The sequence below is a fragment of the Streptomyces sp. NPDC059649 genome, from assembly GCF_042734445.1.
Classification (GTDB): domain Bacteria; phylum Actinomycetota; class Actinomycetes; order Streptomycetales; family Streptomycetaceae; genus Streptomyces.
The window spans coordinates 141038-160569 of record NZ_JBHWDV010000004.1 but is presented as its reverse complement, the minus strand read 5'-3'; the positions used below and the strand labels follow the sequence as shown (position 1 = coordinate 160569).

Sequence of the window (19532 nt, the reverse complement as noted above, 5' to 3'; positions counted from 1 at the left end):
CCGACACGCCCACGGCCGGACGGGCAAGCACGCCCACGACCCGACGGACAGCACGCCCACGGCCCGACACACAGCACGCCCACGGCCTGACACACAGCACATCCACGGATCCGATGCACAGCACATCCACGGCCCGCGGGTGCAGCACGGAGCGTCGAACCGTCCACGGCGCCCCTACGTACTCCTCTACGTACTCCTCCCGCCACCCCGCGGCGAGGAGTCGGCGACGAGGAAGCGGCGAAGTTGGTGACGAGTCCTTAAGACGTCTGCACCGACACATCACCACCGCTCGTCCGCGCCGTCACCTTGTGCGGGGAGTTCGGGTCCGTGGGTACGGAGACCTTGCTGGTGCCGCCGGAGGTTGTGGCGTTGACCGCGTAAGTCCCCTTCGGGAGACGGACAGTGACGTTGCCTCCGCTCGTCCGGGCCGAGATGTTGTCGGGCATCGTGGTCAGCGTCAGCTCGACGTCGCCGCCGCTGGTTCTGGCCTGGGCTCTGCGGGTCGTGGAGTCAGTGATGGTGACGTCTCCGCCGCTGGTCTCCGCGTCGATGGCGCCCGAGGTGCCGCGGACGATGACGTCTCCGCCGCTGGTGTGCAGATTGACGGAGGCATCGCGCGGCAGCAGCACCCGGAAGTCCACCTCGCATTTGCGACCCATGCCGCAGTCCTCGGCCTTCAGCGTCAGCCGGCCGTTCTTGACGCTGTGTGCCGGGGTCGGCTTGCGGTCGTTGTAGCGGTACTTCTCCGTGACCTTCACCGAGCCGCCGGCCGCGACCGGCACTACCTCGATGTCGCCGCCGTGGGTCGTCGCGGAGAGAGCAGAGATCTTTCCGTCCACGGTGTACGTGCGCTTCGCCTCTTTGGTCGGGCCGAAACCGGAGAGCGAGCAGCCGGCCACCAGCGTGGTCAACGCCGCACAGGACAGGACGAGATGAGAGGCGCGGAGGCGGGCCATGGTGATACGTCTCCCGAGACGAAGGAAGGGGACCGAAGCGGTTCCGGCCCGGGTGGGCCGGACACTGATCATCTTCGGGTATCGCGAATCGGGAATCGTCACCGCAGGGTATGACCTTTGGCATCACCGCACGGTATGAGAGTCCCCTAGGGGAGTCCCCTCTCGCCCCTCATCCCTGACCCCCTCGTCCCGCCAGGGCTGCCCCCAGGGGCTGGCCTCTCTTCCCCGGCAGCTCCCAAGGGTCCCGGTTCAGGCTGTGTCGGCCGTCTCCCGCGGCCGTACCGAGAAGTGGTACACGGTCTCGGAGTGGTAGGGCTCGCCCGGGCGCAGGACCGTGCTGGGGTAGTCCGGGCGGTTCGGGGAGTCCGGGAAGTGCTGGGTTTCGAGGGCGAGGCCGGCCGCCGGGCCGTAGGGGAAGCCGGAGAAGCCGGTCAGGGAGCCGTCGAGGTGGTCGGCGGTGTAGAGCTGCAGACCGGGTTCCGTCGTGGCCAGCTCCAGGGTTCGGCCGGAGGCCGGGTCGTACAGCTCCGCGACCGGGCGCGGGGTCGTGGTCACGCCGCCGTCCAGCACGAAGTTGTGGTCGTACGGGCCGCCCACCGCGCGGGCGGTGCGGAAGTCGAAGCGGGTGCCCGCGACCTCGGCCGGCGCGCCGGGCAGCGGAATGCCGGTGTCGTCGACGGGTGTGTAGCGGCTCGCGGCGAGTCGCAGCTCGTGCCCGGTGGCGCTGCCGCTGTCGTCCCCGCCCAGGTGGAGGTACGTGTGGTTGGTGAGGTTCAGGACGGTGGGGGCGTCGGTGCGCGCGTCGTAGGAGACGTGCAAGGCACCACCGCGCGGGCCGGGGGAGAGGGTGTAGGCCACCCGCACGTCCAGGTTGCCGGGGAAGCCCTCCTCGCCGTCGGGGCTGACCCGGTGGAGTTCCACTCCGTTTTCGATCTGGCGGGCGTCCCACACCACCCGGGAGAAGTTGCGTGCGCCGCCGTGGAGGCAGTTGCGCCCGTCGTTCGCCGTCAGCGGGTACGTCCCGTTGTCGAGGGCGAAGGCGGCCCCGGCGATCCTGTTGGCGTACCGGCCGACCAGCGCGCCGAAGTGGAAGCCGCCGTGGGCCACGTAGGAGGCCAGGTCGCGGAAGCCGAGCGCCAACTGGCGCGACCTGCCGTCCCGGTCGGGAGCCTCGACGGTCTGGACGATGCCGCCGTACGTCAGGACCCGGACCCGTAGGGCGTCCGGGCCGGTGCCCGACTCAAGGGTCCAGCGGTCGACGCCGGTTCCGTCGTCCAGCGTGCCGAAGTGTTCCCTGCTGACCTGCGTCTTCATGGTCATGAGCCTATGCCTGGTCGGGGGCCGAATCTTCGTGGAGGCGCCCCACCGCGTGCCCTACGGGCCACCCGCCGCAGGCCGCAGGCTGCCCACCGCGCGCCCAGTGGGGAAGCCCCACCGGCCGGGCCCCACCGGGCCAGCCCCACTGGACGAGCCACCGGCCAGCCCCACCAGACAGCACAGCCGGCCAGCCCCAACAGACAGCCCCACCAGACGACCCACCAGCCAGCCCCACCAGCCAGTCCGGCAGCAACCCCCGCTACCCCTGCCGACGCGTAATCGTCCGGAACGCCAGTTCCGCCAGTTCCTTCTGGCCGCCCGCGCCCGGGTGGAACCAGTCCCAGGTGCTCAACTGGCGGCCGGTGAAGCGGTAGTCGAAGACGGTGGGGTCGAAGCGGCACAGCGGGTCCTTGCCGCAGACGTCGGCCAGCGCCGAGTTGTACGCCATGACGCGCTCGCGCACCTTCTCCCGCCGGTCCTGGGCGGGCTTGGTCAGGTCGTCCGGGTCGCGCAGCATCGAGCCGCAGATGCCGAACTTCCAGACTTCCTTCCCGAGCGGGTTCTTGCGCCCCTCGGACCACAGCCGCATCAGGTCGGGCACCGCGGCCACGTAGACCTGAGTGTGTGGCAGGGCGCGGCGCAGCGCCTTCAGGGAGCGCGTGAAGTCGGCGCGGAAGGTGGCCGTGGGGGTCATCGCCCCTACACCGGGGCGGCAGGCGTCGTTGGCGCCGATCAGGATCGTGACCAGTTCGGGTTTCCGTACGGCCGCGGCGGCCACCTGGCCCGGCAGGTCGTTGATCAGGGCGCCGGCCCGGGCGAAGTTCCAGCTGTGGGTGGCGGGACGTTTCACCAGGCGTCTGGCGAGGCTGTCAACTTTGGGGTCGGTGCCGGTGGCCCAGGAAACCTCGGGGCATTCGGAGAGGATGGTGCAGGCGTTGAAGCCGACGGTGATCGAGTCGCCGAGCGCGGCGATCGAACCGGGGTGGGTGTGCCAGGCGGGCGCCGGTTTCGCCTGCCGTCCGGCCGACGGGCTGGAGTGCGGGCTTGCGCTGCCGTCGGCACTACAGGAGGCGAGGGCGAGCAGCAGGGCGGAGACGGCGGTGACGGTGCGTGTGCGGCGTGCGCGACGACCGTGTCGACGGAGGCGAAAGGGTCGATCGATCTGGGTCATCCCCTGTCCCCTCCGGCGTGCGAGTGATATCTCTTCGGGTACCGACGGTACGTCACCCCCTCGTCCGGCACCGCGCGGTAGCTTTGCCCCCGTGCCTGCCGGGCGGTGACCCAAAGTGGCACGTGCGGTCGGCACAGACAAATTACATCACGTCATTTCCTGTCCCTTTTGCGGCAAATTCCGCCTAATGGTGTTTACTGTAGGTCACCTCGCAGGCTGGTGCCGAAGTGATCACTGGGGCAGAATGACAACTGTCCCGGCCGCAACCGGAACGGGCACGAGGCCGCTGGGGAAGGCGAACCTCGAACCGCACTGGAGGTCCCGGTGACGACACGTGGAGTTCTGTACGTCCACTCCGCTCCGCGCGCGCTGTGCCCGCACGTCGAATGGGCCGTGGCGGGCGTCCTCGGCGTGCGCGTCAACCTCGACTGGATCCGGCAGCCGGCGTCGCCGGGCACGTGGAGAGCCGAATTCTCCTGGCAGGGCGAGGTCGGTACGGCCTCCAAGCTCGCCTCCGCACTGCGCGGCTGGCACCTGCTGCGCTTCGAGGTGACCGCGGAACCCTGCGCCACCGCCGAGGGCGAGCGCTACAGCTCCACCCCCGACCTGGGCATCTTCCATGCCGTCACGGGCATCCACGGCGACATCCTGATCCCCGAGGACCGGCTGCGCGCCGCCGTGGCCCGCTCCGCACGCGGCGAGACCGAACTGGCCGCCGAGGTCGCCAAGCTCCTCGGCAAGCCCTGGGACGACGAACTGGAGCCGTTCCGGTACGCCGGTGAGGGCGCCCCGGTGCGCTGGCTCCACCAGGTCGTATGAGGCGTGCGGCGCCCGTGCGCTGCCTCCGCCAGGTCGTATGAGGGGTGAAGCGCGCACGTGTGCCGGCCCGCCGCCACGTCGTGTGAGTAGTGAGGCCCCCGGTGCGCTGCCTCCGCCACCAGGTCGTCCGACGCCACCGCCGGGCGGCGCCCGCAAGGCGACACACCGCCCTGTTTGCCTTGGAGCGCGCGCCAAGTCCTAGCGTGCCCTCATGGCCGACAACAACTCTCCCGACACCGACACCGACACCGTCACTGACACCCTGTCAGTAGCCGTCCTGGGCACCGGAATCATGGGCGCGGCGATGGCCCGCAACCTCGCCCGGGCCGGGCTGGACGTCCGCGCCTGGAACCGCACCCGGGCCAGGGCCGAGCCGCTGGCGGCCGACGGGGCCCGGATCGCCGACACGCCCGCGGAGGCGGTGGACGGCGCCGATGTGGTGCTCACCATGCTGCTCGACGGGGACGCCGTGCTCGACGCGGTGCGGCAGGCCGCCCCGGCGCTGCCCGACCGCGCCCTCTGGCTCCAGATGAGCACGGTGGGCGACGAGGCGCTCGACCCGCTCGCCCGGTTCGCCGACGACCACGGGCTGCGGTTCGTCGACGCCCCCGTATTGGGCACCAAGGCGCCCGCCGAGAAGGGGGAGTTGACGATTCTGGCGGCCGGCGCACCGGACGTGCGGGAGCGCGCCGAGCGGGTCTTCGGGATCGTCGGAAGCCGCACCCAGTGGGTGGATGAGGACGGCGCGAGCGGGGCCGCCAGCCGGCTCAAACTGGTCGTCAACAACTGGGTGATGACCCTCATCACCGGTACGGGGGAGACCATGGCGCTGGCCAAGGGGCTGGGCGTGGACCCGCGCGAGGCGCTCGCGGCGGTCGCCGGCGGGCCGCTGGACGTGCCGTATCTGCGGATGAAGTCCGAGCTCATCCTGTCCGGTGAGTACCCCGCGAGCTTCACCGTCTCCGCCGCCCGGAAGGACACCCGGCTGATCACCGAGGCCGCCCACCGGGCCGGCGTACGGGTGGATCTGGCCGAGGCGGCCGCGGAGCGCTTCCGCCGGGCCGAGGCGCAGGGCCACGGCGACGAGGACGGCGCCGCGGCGTACTTCGCCAGCTTCGACGACTGAGAGCACCCGACCGGGAAAAACGGAGGGCCCGCCCGGTGAACGTCACCGGGCGGGCCCTCTCACGAGTCCAGCGGCGCGCCTCAGACCGTGCGGAAGGCGAGCACGACGTTGTGGCCGCCGAAGCCGAACGAGTCGTTCAGCGCCGCGATCGTGCCCTCGGCCGGCAGCTTGCGGGGCTCGCCGCGGACGATGTCCGCGTCGGCCTCCGGGTCGAGCTCGTCGATGTTGATCGTCGGCGGGGCGATGCGGTTCTTGAGCGCGAGGATCGTGGCCACCGACTCGATGCCGCCCGCGCCGCCCAGGAGGTGGCCGGTCATCGACTTCGTGCTGGTGATGGCCATGTGATCGACGTCGTCACCGAACGCCTTGCGCAGCGCCCTGAGCTCACCGACGTCACCGGCCGGGGTCGACGTCGCGTGCGCGTTCACGTGCACAATCTCCGCCGGGTTGAGACCGGTGTTGTCGATCAGGTTCGTCAGCGCCGCCGCGATGCCGTTGCCGGACGGCTCGGGCTGCGTGATGTGGTGTGCGTCGGCGGAGATGCCCTGGCCGATGGCCTCGGCGTAGATCGTGGCGCCGCGGGCCTTGGCGTGCTCCTCGGACTCCAGGATGATCACGCCGGCGCCCTCGCCGAGCACGAAGCCGTTGCGGTCGACGTCCCACGGGCGGGAGGCGCCCTGCGGGTCGTCGTTGTTCTTGGACATCGCCATCATGTTGCCGAACGCGACGATCGGCAGCGGGTGGATGGCGGCTTCCGTGCCACCGGCGACGACGACGTCGGCGCGGCCCGAGCGAATCATCTCGATGGCGTAGCCGATGGCCTCGGCGCCCGACGCGCACGCCGAGACCGGCGTGTGCACACCGGCGCGGGCGTTGAACTCGATGCCGACGTTGGCGGACGGCGAGTTCGGCATCAGCATCGGCACGGTGTGCGGGGAGACGCGGCGTACGCCCTTCTCCTTGAGCACGTCGTACTGGTCGAGCAGGGTCGTCACACCACCGATGCCGGAGGCGATGACGGCGCCCAGACGGTCGGGGTTGACCGACGTGTCCTCGCCCGCCTTGGCGGTGAAGCCCGCGTCCTTCCAGGCTTCCTGGGCCGCGACGAGCGCGAACTGCGCCGAGCGGTCCAGCTTGCGGGCCTGCGGCCGCGGGATGATCTCGGACGGCTCAACGGCGATCTGCCCGGCGATGCGGACGGGCAGGTCGGCGGCCCAGTCCTGGTCGAGCGTGCTGACACCGGAGCGTCCGGCGAGCAGGGCCTCCCAGGTCGAAGCGCTGTCGCCACCCAGCGGTGTGGTTGCGCCGATACCGGTGACGACCACGGTGCGATTGGTCGCGTTCACGGGAATTCTTACTCCACGGGTAGAGGGGTCTGAATCGACGGCGCCACCGCGGGGTGGCGACATGCGCGGGAGCTGGATCAGCTCTGGTGCTTGAGGATGTAGTCGGTCGCGTCGCCGACGGTCTTGAGGTTCTTGACGTCGTCGTCCGGGATCTTCACGTCGAAGCGCTCTTCGGCGGCGACGACGACCTCGACCATGGACAGCGAGTCGACGTCCAGGTCGTCGGTGAAGGACTTGTCCACCTGGACGTCCTCGGTGGGGATCCCGGCGATCTCGTTCACGATCTCGGCGAGACCGGCAACGATCTCTTCCTGAGTGGCGGCCATGATGGCGCTCCTTCGGTCATTTTAAGGGGAAACTGCGTTACTTGCGGTGAAGATCCGTGCGGCGTCCGGCACGTCCGGAGACGGACGGTGCTGCGCAGATCTTGCCTAGGGGAGGGTAACGACCGTCGCGGCGTACACGAGACCCGCCCCGAAGCCGATGACCAGCGCGGTGTCGCCGCTCTTGGCCTGTCCGGTCGCCAACAGCCGCTCCATGGCGAGCGGAATGGAGGCGGCCGAGGTGTTGCCGGTGGTCTCCACGTCGCGGGCGACCGTCACACTCTCCGGCAGCTTCAGAGTCTTCACCATCGAGTCGATGATCCGCATGTTGGCCTGGTGCGGGATGAAGACGTCCAGGTCGTCCGGGCTGACTCCGGCCGCGTCCAGCGCCTGCTGGGCGACCTTCGCCATCTCGAACACCGCCCACCGGAAGACCGCTTGGCCCTCCTGGGTGATGGCGGGGTACCGGATCTCCGCCAGGGCGGGGCGCGCCTCGGGCCCGTCGCCTCCGGGGAACGGCGTGGAACGGTAGACGTCCCAGCCGAGGGTCTGCTTGATCGTGTCGGCCTTGTCGCCCTCCGAGCCCCAGACCGTCGGGCCGATCTCCGGCTCGTTGGCGGGGCCGACGACCACCGCGCCGGCGCCGTCACCGAACAGGAAGGCCGTCGCCCGGTCCTCCAGGTCGGTCAGGTCCGACAGTCGCTCGACGCCGATGACCAGGACGTACTCCGCCGAACCCTCCGTCACCAGGCCCTTGGCGAGGGTCAGTCCGTAGCCGAAGCCCGCGCAGCCCGCCGAGATGTCGAAGGCGGCCGGCTTGCCGGCGCCGATGCGGTGCGCGATCTCGGTCGCGATCGCCGGGGTCTGCTTGAAGTGCGAGACCGTGGAGACGATCACGGCGCCGATCTGCTCGGGCGTGATCCCGGCGTCGGCGATGGCCTTGCCGGACGCCTCGACCGACATCTGCGCCACGGTCTCCTCGGGGCTCGCCCAGTGGCGGGTCGCGATGCCGGACCGCGAGCGGATCCACTCGTCGGACGAGTCGATGTGCTTGAGGATCTCCTCGTTGGGCACGACACGGGTCGGCCGGTAGCCGCCGACGCCCATGATCCGGGCGTACGGAGCGCCCTTGGAGGGCTTGATCTTCGAGGTCATGCGCTTCGGACTCCTATTCGGCCGGTGCCGAGCCAGCAGCGGTGGCGGCGGACGCCTCGGCGATCAGCGTGCGGGCCGCGTCGAGGTCGTCGGGCGACTTGAGGGCGAGGGTCCGCACGCCGGGCAGGGCACGCTTGGCCAGGCCGGTGAGCGTGCCGCCGGGGGCCGCCTCGACGAGCGCGGTGACGCCGAGTGCCTTGAAGGTCTCCATGCACAGGTCCCAGCGCACGGGGTTGGCCACCTGGCCGACCAGCCGCTGCACCAGTTCCTGACCGGAGGAGACCAGCTGTCCGTCCTTGTTGGAGACGTAACGGGTGTGCGGATCGGCGACCGACAGCGATGCGGTCGCGGATTCCAGCGCGGAGACGGCGGGTGCCATGTGGTGAGTATGGAACGCGCCGGCCACCTTCAGCGGTACGACCCGGCGAGTGCCTTCCGGCTTGTTCTCGACCAGCGCGGCGATCTGCTCGGCGGTGCCGGCCGCGACGATCTGCCCGGCGCCGTTGACGTTCGCCGGAGTCAGGCCCAGCCGCTCCAGGTGGGGCAGCACGACGGCCTCGTCGCCACCCAGGAGGGCGGCCATACCGGTCTCGGTGACGGCGGCGGCCTCGGCCATCGCCAGGCCGCGGCGGCGTACCAGCCCCATCGCGGCCTCGTCGGAGAGCGTGCCGGTCAGCGCGGCGGCGGCGAGCTCACCGACGCTGTGGCCGGCCGCGGCGCCGACCTTGGAGGAGAAGTCGTCGGCCGTCGCGAACAGCTGACGGGCGGAGATCAGGGCGGACGCCACCAGCAGCGGCTGCGCCACCGCGGTGTCGCGGATTTCCTCTTCGTCCGCCTTCGTGCCGTAGTGGACCAGGTCGAGGTCGATGGCGGCCGACCACTCACGGAGCCGGTCTTCGACACCGGGGAGGTCGAGCCAGGGGGTCAGGAAGCCGGGCGTCTGGGCGCCTTGGCCGGGAGCGACGAGTACGAGCACCCTCACACTCTCTCTTGTGGGTGGTTCCGCCCGCCCGTGGGGACAAGGACGAAGAACCATCGGGGTAATTGTTGGTCTCCGACAAAAGTCTAGAGTTGCGCCTCACCGTCAGCCAGACGCCCCAGAATCAACGCGATACGGAGGGTGAAGGCCGAGCGCACGTCAGAGGGTGACCATCCGGTGACGTCCGTCACACGTCGCAGCCGATAGCGCACGGTGTTGGGGTGGACGAACAGCATCCGCGCCGCGCCCTCGAGGCTACTCGCCTGCTCCAGATAGACGCTCAGCGTCTCAAGGAGCGCCGACCCGGCTTCCTCCAGCGGTCTGTAGATCTCCTCCACCAACTGCTCCCGCGCGACCGGGTCCGAGGCCATCGCGCGTTCCGGAAGCAGGTCGTCCGCGAGCACCGGGCGCGGTGCGTCCGGCCAGGCCGCGCACGCCCGCAGACCGGCCGCCGCGGCCTGCGCGGAACGGGTCGCCGCCAGCAGGTCGGAGACCACCGGGCCGGCCACCACGGGACCGGCGGCATACGGGCCGATCAGTGCCTTCGCCGCCTTGAGCGGATTGTCCGAGCCGCCCGCGATCACCACCAGGCGCGAGCCCAGCACCCCGGTCAGCACCTGGAGCTTGGCGTGCCGGGCGGCCCGCCGGATCGCCTCCACGGTCAGCTCGCTGTCGCCGTCCGGGGCGGTGCCCAGCACCACGCAGACATGCTCGGGGGAGTTCCAGCCCAGCGCCGCCGCCCGGGAGACCGCGCCCTCGTCGGCCTCCCCCGAGAGCACCGCGTTGACCACCAGCGACTCCAGGCGGGCGTCCCAGGCACCGCGAGCCTCGGCGGCCTGGGCGTAGACCTGGGCGGTGGCGAAGGCGATCTCCCGGGCGTACACCAGGAGCGCCTCGCGCAGCACGGACTCGTCACCGGGGGCCGCGACCTCGTCGATCGCCGCCTCCATGACCTCGATGGTGGTCCGCACCATCTCCACGGTCTGGCGCAGCGTGATCGCCCGGGTCAGCTCGCGCGGCGCGGTGCCGAAGACGTCGGTGCTGATCGCCTGCGGGGTCTCCGGATGCCGGAACCACTCGGTGAAAGCGGCGATACCGGCCTGGGCGACCAGGCCGATCCAGGAGCGGTTCTCCGGGGGCATCGCGCGGTACCACGGCAGCGTGGCGTCCATGCGGGCGATGGCCGCGGCCGCCAGCGTGCCGGAGGAATTCTCCAGCCGCCGGAGGGTCGCGGAGTGCGGGTGCGCGTCGCGCGATGCGGGTTCAGACACGGGACAAGCCTGCACTATCGGGGCGGAGGGGTGAGGGGGCGGGGCTACCGTGGGCCCATGATTCAGGTGCGCAGGGGCGAGGAACGCTATCGGGGCGGCGATCCGGACGCCGGGATCGAGTCACTCCACGCATTCTCCTTCGGGCCCCACTTCGACCCGGACAATCTGCGCTTCGGGGCAATTGTCGCCTGCAACGAGGAGCGGCTGGCGGCCGGTGCCGGCTTCGACGAGCATCCGCACCGCGACACCGAGATCGTGACCTGGGTGGTCGAGGGTGAGCTGACCCACCGCGACTCGGCCGGTCACGAGACCACCGTACGCCCGGGCGATCTCCAGCGGCTCAGCTCTGCCGGCGGGGTGCGGCACGTGGAGCGCAACGGGGGCGGGGCGCCGCTGCGCTTCGTCCAGATGTGGCTGGCGCCGCGCGAATTCGGCGGGGAGCCGGCGTACGAGGTGGTCCGCGGCATCGCCGACGGCACGCCGTACGCGGTCCCGCGGGCCGGCGCCCTGCTGCATGTGCGCCGCCTCACAAACGGCGAGCGCACCGCCGTCCCGGACGCGGAGCGGGTGTACGTGCACGTCGTGCGGGGCGCGGTCACACTCGGCGGGGACCGCCTGGAGGCGGGCGATGCGGCGCGGATCACGGACGGCACGGGGCTGGAGCTGACGGCGCTGGCGGCGGCGGAGTGCCTGATGTGGGAGATGGGGCCGGAGCCGGTGTACGGGTGAGCGGGCGGCGGGCGGTGGCGGTAGGCGGTGGCGGTGGGCGCGTTCCGCTTCCCTCTCCTACGGGCCGCGCCCCCGCTCCTACGAGGACGCACCCCTCCTACGAGGAGGCGCCCCTACGAAGACGCGCCCCCGCTCCTACGAGGACGCGCCCGGTCGTCGGCCCGCTGCGTCAGGCCGACCGCGCCAGCTCGTCCAGCACCGCGTCGGTCAGCTTCGGCCAGACCTCGATCGCCCACGGTCCGAAGGCCCGGTCGGTCAGCGCCACACAGGCGGCCCCGGCATCCGGGTCCACCCACAGGAACGTCCCGGACTGCCCGAAGTGGCCGTAGGTGCGGGGCGAGGAGCCGGCGCCCGTCCAGTGCGGCGACTTGCCGTCGCGGATCTCGAAACCCAGCCCCCAGTCGTTCGGCTTCTGGTGGCCGTAGCCCGGCAGCACGCCCGTCAGCCCGGGGAAGGCCACCTGCGTCGCCGCCGCGAGCGTCTGCGGCGCGAGCAGCCGCGGCGCCTGAAGTTCGGCCGCGAACCGGATCAGATCGGCGACCGAGGAGACGCCGTCCTTGGCGGGCGAGCCGGGCAGTTCCGTCGCGGTCATGCCGAGCGGCTGAAGCACCGCCTCGTGCAGATACTGCGGGAAGGCGATGTCGGTCGCCTTGGCGATGTGGTCGCCGAGCACCTCGAAACCGGTGTTGGAGTAGATCCGGCGGGTGCCGGGCGCGGCCATCACGCGCTGCTCGTCGAAGGCGAGCCCCGAGGTGTGCGCGAGCAGATGACGGACCGTGGAACCCTCCGGTCCGGCCGGCTCGTCCAGCTCGACGGCGCCTTCCTCGACGGCCAGCAGGGCGGCGTACGCGGCCAGCGGCTTGGTCACCGACGCCAGCGGAAACCTCTGCTCCAGAGGGCCGTACGATCCGGCCACCGACCCATCGGCTCGTACGACGGCGGCCGCAGCGGTGGGCACCGGCCAGTTCTCGATCATCCGCAGGCTCTGCATGCTCCGAGCCTAACCTCCCCAAAATTGGGTCAAGTCTGCGCCCGATCCGCGCTTGCTTGGAGTGCGCTCGAACTCTCTAGCGTTGAAGCGTCGCAAGGCATCCGGCGAAAAGCCGCGAGGTCCGCGGCGAAGTCGAGAGCAATCCGGCGAAACAGGGGAGACGGGGCATGACGGTCACGCACAGCGAACCGGTGACGAGCGGCGCGGCAGCGACCGCCGAACCGCCGGTGAGGGTCGGCCGCTGCGGCCCCCCGCCGCTCCCGCACCCCAGGCCCACCGGCCAGGACCGGTACACCATCAGCGAGGTGGCGGAGCACACCGGGCTCAGCGCCCACACCCTCCGCTGGTACGAGCGGATAGGGCTGATGCCGCACGTGGACCGTACGCACACCGGGCAGCGCCGCTTCAGCAACCGCGATCTGGACTGGCTGGACCTGGTCTCCAAGCTGCGGCTGACCGGTATGCCGGTCGCCGACATGGTCCGCTACGCCGAACTGGTCCGGGCGGGCGAGAGTACCTTCGCCGAGCGTGAGCAGCTGCTGACCGCACACCGCGAGGACGTACGGCAGCGCATAGCGGAGCTGCGGAGCACGCTGGATGTACTCGACTACAAGATCGATATCTACGCCGACGCCCGACGGGCGTCCGAGAGGTTCTGAGGTCTCATGGGTAGCGAGAAGATCGACACGGTCGAGCTGGGCACCGGCGGCCCCCGGGTAGGGGTGCAGGGCCTCGGCTGTATGGGCATGAGTTTCGCCTACGGCCCCACGGACGCCGACGAGGCGCGAGCCACCCTGGAGCGCGCGCTGGAGCTGGGCGTGACGCTTTACGACACCGCCGACATGTACGGCCAGGGGGACAACGAGAAGTTCATCGCCCCGTTCATCCAGGCGCACCGCGACGAGGTCGTCCTGGCCACCAAGTTCGCCATCTCGCCGGACCCGGACGCTCCGGACGACCCGTACCGGCGCATCATCCGCAACGACCGCGCGTACATCCGCCAGGCCGTCGAAGGCAGCCTCAAGCGGCTGGGCGTCGACGAGATCGACCTCTACTACATGCACCGCCGCAACCCCGACGTCCCTCTGGAGGAGTCGATCGGGGCGATGGCCGAACTGGTCGCCGAGGGCAAGGTCAAGCACCTGGGGCTGAGCGAGGTGACCGGCAGCGAACTGCGCGCGGCCCACGCCATCCACCCGATCGCGGCCGTCCAGTCCGAGTGGTCCCTCTTCAGCCGGGACATCGAGGCCGGTGTGGTGCCGGCCGCGGCCGAGCTCGGCGTCGGCCTGGTGCCCTACTCGCCGCTCGGCCGTGGCTTCCTGACCGGCGCGTTCGTGCAGGCCGACCAGGAGCTGGGCGCGGACGACTTCCGCCGTACGCAGCCGCGCTTCACCGGCGACAACGCGGCCGCCAACGCCGCACTGCTGGAGCCGGTCCGGACGGTCGCCGACGCCCACGGCGCCACGCTCGGTCAGATCGCCCTGGCCTGGGTGCAGCAGCAGGCCGCCGTACGCGGCCTGGCCGTCGTCCCGATCCCCGGCACCCGCAAGCGGCACCGCGTCGAGGAGAACACCGCCGCCACCCGCATCCGGCTCACCGACGAGCAACTGGCCCTGCTGGAGCCGATCGCCGACAAGGTGGCGGGCGAGCGCTACGCGGACATGACGCATACGTCGGCGGGGCGGGAGTAGCTCCTTGGCGCGGGAGTGGGGGGTGGCCCAAGTGGTCCGGGGTCCCGGGCTCCCGGGCTCCCGGGCTTCCGGGCTCCCGGGCTTCCGGGCTTCCGGGCTTCCGGGCTCCCGGGGTCCCGGGGTCCCGGTGGGCACGCCCGGGTAGCCGGTCCCAGGGCCACCGCTCCCCGGGCCATCGCTCCCCGCGCCCTACGCCAGCCCCAGTGCGAACGCCGCGAACGCGGTGGCCAGGACCGCGGCGAGGGCCCGGCGGGCCCGGGTGACGCCCGTCCAAGGGGCCTCGAAACGGCGGGTGGTTCGGCCGATCAGCAGCAGGGCGACGGCGAAGACCGGCAGCCAGGCGAGTCGGACGAGGACCCACTCCGGCGTGACGGGCGCGACGGTCAGACCCGGCACCGCCCCGAGGAAGGACGCGGGCACCGCCGCGGACAGCATCGCCGTCTGGTGCCAGCACAGGACCGTCATCGCCGACAGGTTGATGACCACGACCGGTGCCCACAGGGCGGGCCGGCGCAGGAACCGGGCGATCCGGTCCCGGAGCAGGATCGCGGCACCGGACTGGGCCGCCGCCAGCGCCAGCACCAGCAGCGACGGCGGATGCGAGTTCGTACGGTCCTGGCCGGGGACGCCCACCATGCTCACCGGGTAGTGGAAGAACAGCAGCAGCGCCGCGAACAGTGCCGCCCCGCCGAACAGCAGCGTCCAGGCGGCCCGTCGGCCGAGCCGCCGCTCCCCCCAGGAGACGCCGAGCTGATAGGCGAACATCCAGCCGGGGAGCAGGTTCAGCAGACTCAGCCAGGACGGCATGGCGTCGGCGAACGGCCCGTAGCGCAGGAAGTCCACCACCGCCACGGCCGCCAGCAGCGGCGCGGCCGCCCAGGCCCCCATACGGCGCGCGGCGCGGACGCAGTACGGCGTCAGCGCGGTGATCCCCGCGTACACGCCGACGAACCACAACGGCTGGATGACCAACGTCGCGCCGGTCCGCAGGGTCGCCTCCGGCACGCCCATCCCGTGGAGCAGCGGCAGTAACACCGCCCATACGGCCGTCACACCGAGCACCGGCCGGCCCAGCCTGACGAGCCGTCCGCGCAGCCAGCCGCCGACGGACTCGCCGCGTCCGATCGCGCGCCGGTAGGACAGCACCGAGGCATAGCCGCCCACCAGGAAGAAGATGCCGAGCATCTGCAGCGCCCAACTGGCGGGCGCGAGAAAGCCCGAGGTGGTCAGCGGACTGGCGTTGTGCAGCGCACCGTTGGCGTCCAGGGTGAAGCCACCGAGCAGCCAGTGGCCGGTGGGTACCGCGAGCAGCGCGAGCGCCCGCAGTCCGTCGATCGCCCGGTCCCGCTCCGCGGGGGTACGCGCCTCGATCGCGCGGACGGCTGAGCGGACCGTGTGTGTGGTTTTCATGGCTGTCCTTGGCCTCTGCGTCCTGAAGATGGGTGGTGCAGTGGTGCCTTGAAGGTGTGGTGACGCGGTGGTGCGGTGGTGCGGTGTATTGGAGTGCCGTGGTGCCGTGGTGCCGTGGTGCGGGGGTGTGGGGTACGGGGCGGGGTGCCCCGGCGACGGGCCGCGCCGTACGGCGAGGTGTCACGCCGTGCCGCGGGCTGCTACGCCGTGCCGCGCCCGCCGCTTGCGTGCCTCAGCTGACCTGGCCGTAGCGGCCCAGCACGATGGCCGCGAAGTTCCGCAACGAGTCCGTACCGGGGGCGAGGTAGCCGGTGTGGCCCTCGGCCCGCTGCGCGGAGACATGCCGGGCGCCGAAGGCGGGGTCGGTGGGGTCCTCGCCGTGACCGAGGCCCAGCAGCTCGACGTTCGGGATGTCGCCGATCCAGTCGGTCGCGTCCCGGGCCGCCCAGACCCGCGCGGAGGTGTGCAGCTCAGCCACGCCGTCCCGGCGCATACCGGGGGAGCCGAAGACGACCAGGTCGGCGATGCGGCCCTGACCGCCCAGTCGCGGTACCGCCAGTCCGCAGACCACCGAGCCATAGCTGTGGCACAGCACGGCCGGTGCCGGGGCGCCGGTGGCCGTCAGCCCGGACAGGAAGCGGGCCAGCCGGGGCGCGCCGGCCTCGGCGAGCCGGCCGGTCGCCGCGTCCGGTCCGAGACCGACCGGGGTGGTGTACCCGACCCAGGCGATGACGGCGGTACGGGTCCCGGGCGCGTCGGCGGCCATCTGCCTGTGCAGCGACCTGGCCATCCCGCTCGGTGTGCCGTACGGGTCCTTGGCGCGGTCGAACGACGCCAGGTCGATGTCCGAGCCCGGCACGATCACGGCGATGTGCTCGGCGGTCGTCAAGCCGCCGTACACCTCGGCCACTTGGCCACGGCCCCGCGGGTCGAAGGAGAGGATCCGGCGGCCGGGCGCGAGCAGCGCGGCACACCGGTCGGCCGCCTTCCTGGCCTGCTGGTGGTCCTCAAGGGTGCCGGCCGGATCGGTGATACGGGCCAGCTGACGGGCCCGTTCCGCCTTCAGCGCAAGGGAGTTGGCCGTGTACCGCAGGGCGATCGGGGCACCGTCGAGATTGCCCACGATGAGCGGGTGCCGGACGGCGAGTGCCTGCTGCTGGGCATCGGTCAGCGAGGCGAAGAAGCGGGCGACGGCGGCGGGTCGGGCGGTCGCCGGGTCCGGCAACCGCACGCCGAGGGAGTGGTCGGCGCGCCAGGCGGCGGCGCCGGGCGGCGGGCCGGTGACCGCGGTCTGCGCGGAACCGGCCGCCCAGCCGCCGGTTCCGGCGGCCACGGTCACCGCGAGCGCGGCGGTGATCAACGTGCGCTTGCTGCGTCGAGCGACGGTGCGCAGCACGGACATGGTGTGTCTCCCTCTCCCGTTGGCGTGGCGGGGGAAAGGTAAGGAGACGGTGTATGACACGGCGTCACACCGCGGTGCCAACTCCCGGGTGATACCGGGGTAGGGGGCCCGCCCCCGCACTCGTCCTCAGGAAGGAGCGCGGGGGAGGGGAACCTAGGGGATGGAGCGGGATGAAGGGGGATGGCAGGGACGGAGGGGATGTAGGGCAGGTAGGCGGCGCGTAGGGATACGCGGGGACGAATTCGGGGACGCATACGAGGGCGCATGTGAGGGCGCATGCGGGGACGCATGCGGGGGCACCTCGACAGGCCGCGGCCCCGGCCGCCGGCCCGAAGAGAGCCGGCAACCGGGGAGGGGCCAGCAATCGGGGCGGGGCAGGCCACCGGGGGCAGGGGACGGCAACTGAGGCCGAGGGGGAGGCAACCGGGGCGAGGGGGCCGGCAACCGAGGCCGAGGGGGCCGGCAACCGGGGGCGTGGGGCCGGCAACCCAGACCGAGGGGGCAGGCAACCGAGGCCAAACGAAGCTGCCGCCCCACCGCGCTGCCGCCTCACCCCGCTGCCGCCTCACCGCTTCAACTGCGGCTCCGCTTACCGCTCTAGCCGCCACTCCCCGGCGCCACCAGCCCCGACTCATACGCGAAGATCACGGCCTGGGCGCGGTCCCGCAGTTCCAGCTTGGCCAGCACCCGCCCGATATGGGTCTTCACGGTCTGCTCGGCGAGGATCAGCGCCTCGGCGATCTCCTGGTTCGACAGCCCACGGGCGATCAGCTCCAGCACCTCGGTCTCCCGCGGGGTCAGGCCGTTCAGTCGCAGTGAGGCGCGGTCCTTGCGGGGCGCCGGCCGCTGGCGGGCGAAATCGGCGATCAGCCGACGGGTGACCGACGGCGCCAGCAGGGCCTCGCCGGCCGCCACCACGCGCACCGCCGAGATCAGATCGGCCGGCGGGGCGTCCTTGAGCAGGAACCCCGAGGCACCCGCGCGCAGCGCCTCGTACACGTAGTCGTCGACGTCGAAGGTGGTCAGCATGAGCACCTTCGGCCGGTGGGTGACACCGGGCGGCGGACTGAGCAGTTGCCGGGCCGCCTCCAGCCCGTCCATCTCCGGCATCCGGACGTCCATCAGCACCACATCGGGGTGCGTCCGACGACTCAGCTCCACCCCCTGCACACCATCGGGGGCGTCGCCCACCACATCGATGTCGCTCTGCGCGGCGAGCAGCGCGGCGAACCCCGCGCGCACCATGGCCTGGTCGTCGACGATGATCACGCGCGTGGTCATGAAGAGCCGGAATCCTTCGCTGAGAGGGGAGACGCCGAAGGGGCGGAGGGGGTGCCGGGTATGGGGTTTTCGGGCGAGGTGGTTCCGGACGCCGGGGTGACGGTCGCCGCGGCACCGGGCGCGGGCGTGAGGGGGAGCCGCGCCGCGACCCGGAAGCCGCCGTCGGGCAGGGGACCGGTGTCGAGCGAACCGTCCACCAGCCGCACCCGCTCCCGCATCCCGACCAGGCCGTGGCCGGTCCCGGTCGTCTCCAGCGGTGCGGAGGGTGCGGACGGCACGGGCGGGGCGGAGTTGACGATCAACACCGTCAGCCGGGTGCGGTCCGTGCTCGTGGTGACCGACACCCGGGTCTGCGCGCCGGGCGCGTGCCGCACCACATTGGCCAGCGCCTCCTGCACGATGCGGTACGCCGACAGATCCACCGCCGGTTCGAGCACCACCGGCTCCTCCGGCAGCACCAACTCCACCGGCACACCGGCCCGTACGGTCCCCTCGACCAGCTTCGGCAGCATCGCCACCCCGGGCTGCGGCGTCTTCTCCGGGCCGCCCTGCCGTTCCGTCTCCTCACTGCGCAGCACGCCGAGCAGCCGGCGCATCTCCGCCAAGGACTCGCGCGCGGTCGCGGCGATCGACCCGAACTCCTCCTCCGCCTCCTTGGGTATCCCGCTGATGCGGTACGGAGCGCTGTCCGCCTGGACCGTGATCACCGACATGTGGTGGGCGACCACGTCGTGCAGCTCGCGGGCGATCCGGGTGCGTTCCTCCAGGAGCGTACGACGGGCCCGTTCGGCCTCGCTGATGGTCTCCTGCTCGATCAACTTCCGCTGGGCATCGCCCCGTTCGCGCAGGGTGGCGCCCATCAGCAGCATCACACCGGCGAGCACGAACGTCAGCACCCAGGTGCTCTGGCTGCGCTCCGGGGTCATCGTCTCGGAGAGGATTCCGGCGAAGCCGGTCGTCAGCCAGACGGCTATCAGGGTGCGCCGGCGCTCGCGCAGGGACAGCGCCAGCATCAGTGCGAGGTAGCCGACGATCGCCGGCGGTGTCCAGGGCCAGGCGCGGCCCGCCACTCCGTCGACCACGGTGAGCCCCAGGGCGCAGACGACATCCGCGGCGAAGATCACCCACCAGGCCTGCAGCGGCCGGGTCACGGCCAGCATCAGGGGCACGGTCTGGGCGGTGGCGAGCGCGCCGGCCAGACCGCCGCTCATGCCGTAGTCGTTGCCGAGGACGTTGATGGTCGTCGGCAGCAGCGACACCGCGAACGTGAAGGCGACGAGATACGGCACCCGGCGCAGCCAGCGGTTCTGCACACCGGCGAACAGCGGGATGCCGGGCTCGGTCGGGGTGCCGAGCTCGACGGCGAGGATGCGCAGCGCCTGCCGTGCGGCGCGCAACGCTCTCGACCGGGTCGGCTCGCGCTCGGCGCCGCGGGCCGCCTCGGGGGCTGGGGTGGGGGATCGTCCGTTCATCGCGGAGTCAATGTAAGCGGACGGCCTGAGCCCGGGCGTCATACCACGGGTCGGCCTTCGGACCCGTACCACGGTATGACCCACCGCGGTACG

18 protein-coding genes are annotated in these 19532 nt (G+C 71.7%); 5 read left to right on the top strand and 13 right to left on the bottom strand.

From position 1 onward, the window contains the following. Positions 1–257 precede the first annotated feature (257 nt). From ACFV1J_RS08825 to ACFV1J_RS08815, 3 genes are all read right to left on the bottom strand, one after another. Positions 258–956 (bottom strand): DUF4097 family beta strand repeat-containing protein, encoded by a 699-nt coding sequence (locus ACFV1J_RS08825; RefSeq protein WP_385856582.1) that lies wholly within the window; start codon positions 954–956, stop codon positions 258–260. 249 nt (positions 957–1205) lie between these two features. After that, positions 1206–2270: an aldose epimerase family protein gene (locus ACFV1J_RS08820; RefSeq protein ID WP_385856581.1), complete on the bottom strand. Its 1065-nt coding sequence runs from the start codon at positions 2268–2270 to the stop codon at positions 1206–1208. Between the two features lie 262 nt (positions 2271–2532). After that, positions 2533–3444 carry an SGNH/GDSL hydrolase family protein gene (locus ACFV1J_RS08815; protein ID WP_385856580.1) on the bottom strand — a complete coding sequence of 304 codons (912 nt, stop codon included), beginning with the start codon at positions 3442–3444 and terminating at the stop codon, positions 2533–2535. A gap of 324 nt (positions 3445–3768) precedes the next feature. Between ACFV1J_RS08815 and ACFV1J_RS08810 the strand changes: the two genes are divergently transcribed. Both ACFV1J_RS08810 and ACFV1J_RS08805 read left to right on the top strand, forming a co-directional pair. After that, positions 3769–4263, top strand: coding sequence for a DUF3145 domain-containing protein (locus ACFV1J_RS08810; protein WP_385856579.1), 495 nt, complete (start codon positions 3769–3771; stop codon positions 4261–4263). Between the two features lie 211 nt (positions 4264–4474). Beyond that, the gene (locus ACFV1J_RS08805; RefSeq protein WP_385856578.1) at positions 4475–5389 is read left to right on the top strand and encodes an NAD(P)-dependent oxidoreductase; all 915 of its coding nucleotides are present in this window, start codon (positions 4475–4477) and stop codon (positions 5387–5389) included. An 80-nt stretch (positions 5390–5469) separates the two neighbouring features. On the opposite strand, the gene fabF is transcribed toward ACFV1J_RS08805, so the two are convergent. From fabF to ACFV1J_RS08780, 5 genes are all read right to left on the bottom strand, one after another. After that, positions 5470–6735, bottom strand: coding sequence for a beta-ketoacyl-ACP synthase II (gene fabF / locus ACFV1J_RS08800; protein WP_385856577.1), 1266 nt, complete (start codon positions 6733–6735; stop codon positions 5470–5472). 77 nt (positions 6736–6812) lie between these two features. Then, positions 6813–7061, bottom strand: a complete 249-nt coding sequence (locus tag ACFV1J_RS08795) for an acyl carrier protein (protein WP_006605825.1) — start codon at positions 7059–7061, stop codon at positions 6813–6815. Positions 7062–7166: 105 nt separating this feature from the next. Beyond that, a complete protein-coding gene (locus ACFV1J_RS08790; RefSeq protein ID WP_385856576.1) occupies positions 7167–8213 on the bottom strand; it encodes a ketoacyl-ACP synthase III in 1047 nt (348 codons plus the stop codon). 13 nt (positions 8214–8226) lie between these two features. After that, a complete protein-coding gene (locus tag ACFV1J_RS08785; protein WP_385856575.1) occupies positions 8227–9189 on the bottom strand; it encodes an ACP S-malonyltransferase in 963 nt (320 codons plus the stop codon). An 89-nt stretch (positions 9190–9278) separates the two neighbouring features. Beyond that, positions 9279–10463: a helix-turn-helix domain-containing protein gene (locus tag ACFV1J_RS08780; protein WP_362136629.1), complete on the bottom strand. Its 1185-nt coding sequence runs from the start codon at positions 10461–10463 to the stop codon at positions 9279–9281. Positions 10464–10520: 57 nt separating this feature from the next. Here ACFV1J_RS08780 and ACFV1J_RS08775 point away from each other — a divergent pair, with 57 nt between their 5' ends. Then, positions 10521–11192: a pirin family protein gene (locus tag ACFV1J_RS08775; protein WP_385856574.1), complete on the top strand. Its 672-nt coding sequence runs from the start codon at positions 10521–10523 to the stop codon at positions 11190–11192. Between the two features lie 169 nt (positions 11193–11361). Here ACFV1J_RS08775 and ACFV1J_RS08770 read toward each other — a convergent pair whose 3' ends face one another. After that, positions 11362–12183 carry a serine hydrolase domain-containing protein gene (locus ACFV1J_RS08770; RefSeq protein ID WP_385856573.1) on the bottom strand — a complete coding sequence of 274 codons (822 nt, stop codon included), beginning with the start codon at positions 12181–12183 and terminating at the stop codon, positions 11362–11364. 167 nt (positions 12184–12350) lie between these two features. Between ACFV1J_RS08770 and ACFV1J_RS08765 the strand changes: the two genes are divergently transcribed. Next, a complete protein-coding gene (locus tag ACFV1J_RS08765) occupies positions 12351–12842 on the top strand; it encodes a MerR family transcriptional regulator (protein ID WP_385856571.1) in 492 nt (163 codons plus the stop codon). Between the two features lie 6 nt (positions 12843–12848). Continuing rightward, positions 12849–13874, top strand: a complete 1026-nt coding sequence (locus ACFV1J_RS08760) for an aldo/keto reductase (protein WP_385856569.1) — start codon at positions 12849–12851, stop codon at positions 13872–13874. A 189-nt stretch (positions 13875–14063) separates the two neighbouring features. Here the strand turns inward: ACFV1J_RS08760 and ACFV1J_RS08755 are convergent, their stop codons facing one another. The 4 genes from ACFV1J_RS08755 to ACFV1J_RS08740 form a co-directional block, all read right to left on the bottom strand. Beyond that, positions 14064–15284 (bottom strand): acyltransferase, encoded by a 1221-nt coding sequence (locus tag ACFV1J_RS08755; RefSeq protein WP_385856568.1) that lies wholly within the window; start codon positions 15282–15284, stop codon positions 14064–14066. A 232-nt stretch (positions 15285–15516) separates the two neighbouring features. Next, a complete protein-coding gene (locus tag ACFV1J_RS08750; protein ID WP_385856567.1) occupies positions 15517–16686 on the bottom strand; it encodes an alpha/beta hydrolase in 1170 nt (389 codons plus the stop codon). A gap of 597 nt (positions 16687–17283) precedes the next feature. Then, a complete protein-coding gene (locus ACFV1J_RS08745; RefSeq protein WP_385856566.1) occupies positions 17284–17967 on the bottom strand; it encodes a response regulator in 684 nt (227 codons plus the stop codon). Next, positions 17964–19439, bottom strand: a complete 1476-nt coding sequence (locus ACFV1J_RS08740; RefSeq protein WP_385856565.1) for a sensor histidine kinase — start codon at positions 19437–19439, stop codon at positions 17964–17966. The genes ACFV1J_RS08745 and ACFV1J_RS08740 overlap by 4 nt, the downstream gene beginning before the upstream one ends. Positions 19440–19532 lie beyond the last annotated feature (93 nt).

Excerpts from the sequence above, each read along its gene's own strand:
- ACFV1J_RS08825 (WP_385856582.1), bottom strand. The coding sequence starts at position 956 with ATGGCCCGCCTCCGCGCCTCTCATCTCGTCCTGTCCTGTGCGGCGTTG.
- ACFV1J_RS08820 (WP_385856581.1), bottom strand. The coding sequence starts at position 2,270 with ATGAAGACGCAGGTCAGCAGGGAACACTTCGGCACGCTGGACGACGGA.
- ACFV1J_RS08815 (WP_385856580.1), bottom strand. The coding sequence starts at position 3,444 with ATGACCCAGATCGATCGACCCTTTCGCCTCCGTCGACACGGTCGTCGC.
- ACFV1J_RS08805 (WP_385856578.1), top strand. The coding sequence starts at position 4,475 with ATGGCCGACAACAACTCTCCCGACACCGACACCGACACCGTCACTGAC.
- ACFV1J_RS08795 (WP_006605825.1), bottom strand. The coding sequence starts at position 7,061 with ATGGCCGCCACTCAGGAAGAGATCGTTGCCGGTCTCGCCGAGATCGTG.
- ACFV1J_RS08790 (WP_385856576.1), bottom strand. The coding sequence starts at position 8,213 with ATGACCTCGAAGATCAAGCCCTCCAAGGGCGCTCCGTACGCCCGGATC.
- ACFV1J_RS08775 (WP_385856574.1), top strand. The coding sequence starts at position 10,521 with ATGATTCAGGTGCGCAGGGGCGAGGAACGCTATCGGGGCGGCGATCCG.
- ACFV1J_RS08770 (WP_385856573.1), bottom strand. The coding sequence starts at position 12,183 with ATGCAGAGCCTGCGGATGATCGAGAACTGGCCGGTGCCCACCGCTGCG.
- ACFV1J_RS08765 (WP_385856571.1), top strand. The coding sequence starts at position 12,351 with ATGACGGTCACGCACAGCGAACCGGTGACGAGCGGCGCGGCAGCGACC.
- ACFV1J_RS08760 (WP_385856569.1), top strand. The coding sequence starts at position 12,849 with ATGGGTAGCGAGAAGATCGACACGGTCGAGCTGGGCACCGGCGGCCCC.
- ACFV1J_RS08755 (WP_385856568.1), bottom strand. The coding sequence starts at position 15,284 with ATGAAAACCACACACACGGTCCGCTCAGCCGTCCGCGCGATCGAGGCG.
- ACFV1J_RS08750 (WP_385856567.1), bottom strand. The coding sequence starts at position 16,686 with ATGTCCGTGCTGCGCACCGTCGCTCGACGCAGCAAGCGCACGTTGATC.
- ACFV1J_RS08745 (WP_385856566.1), bottom strand. The coding sequence starts at position 17,967 with ATGACCACGCGCGTGATCATCGTCGACGACCAGGCCATGGTGCGCGCG.
- ACFV1J_RS08740 (WP_385856565.1), bottom strand. The coding sequence starts at position 19,439 with ATGAACGGACGATCCCCCACCCCAGCCCCCGAGGCGGCCCGCGGCGCC.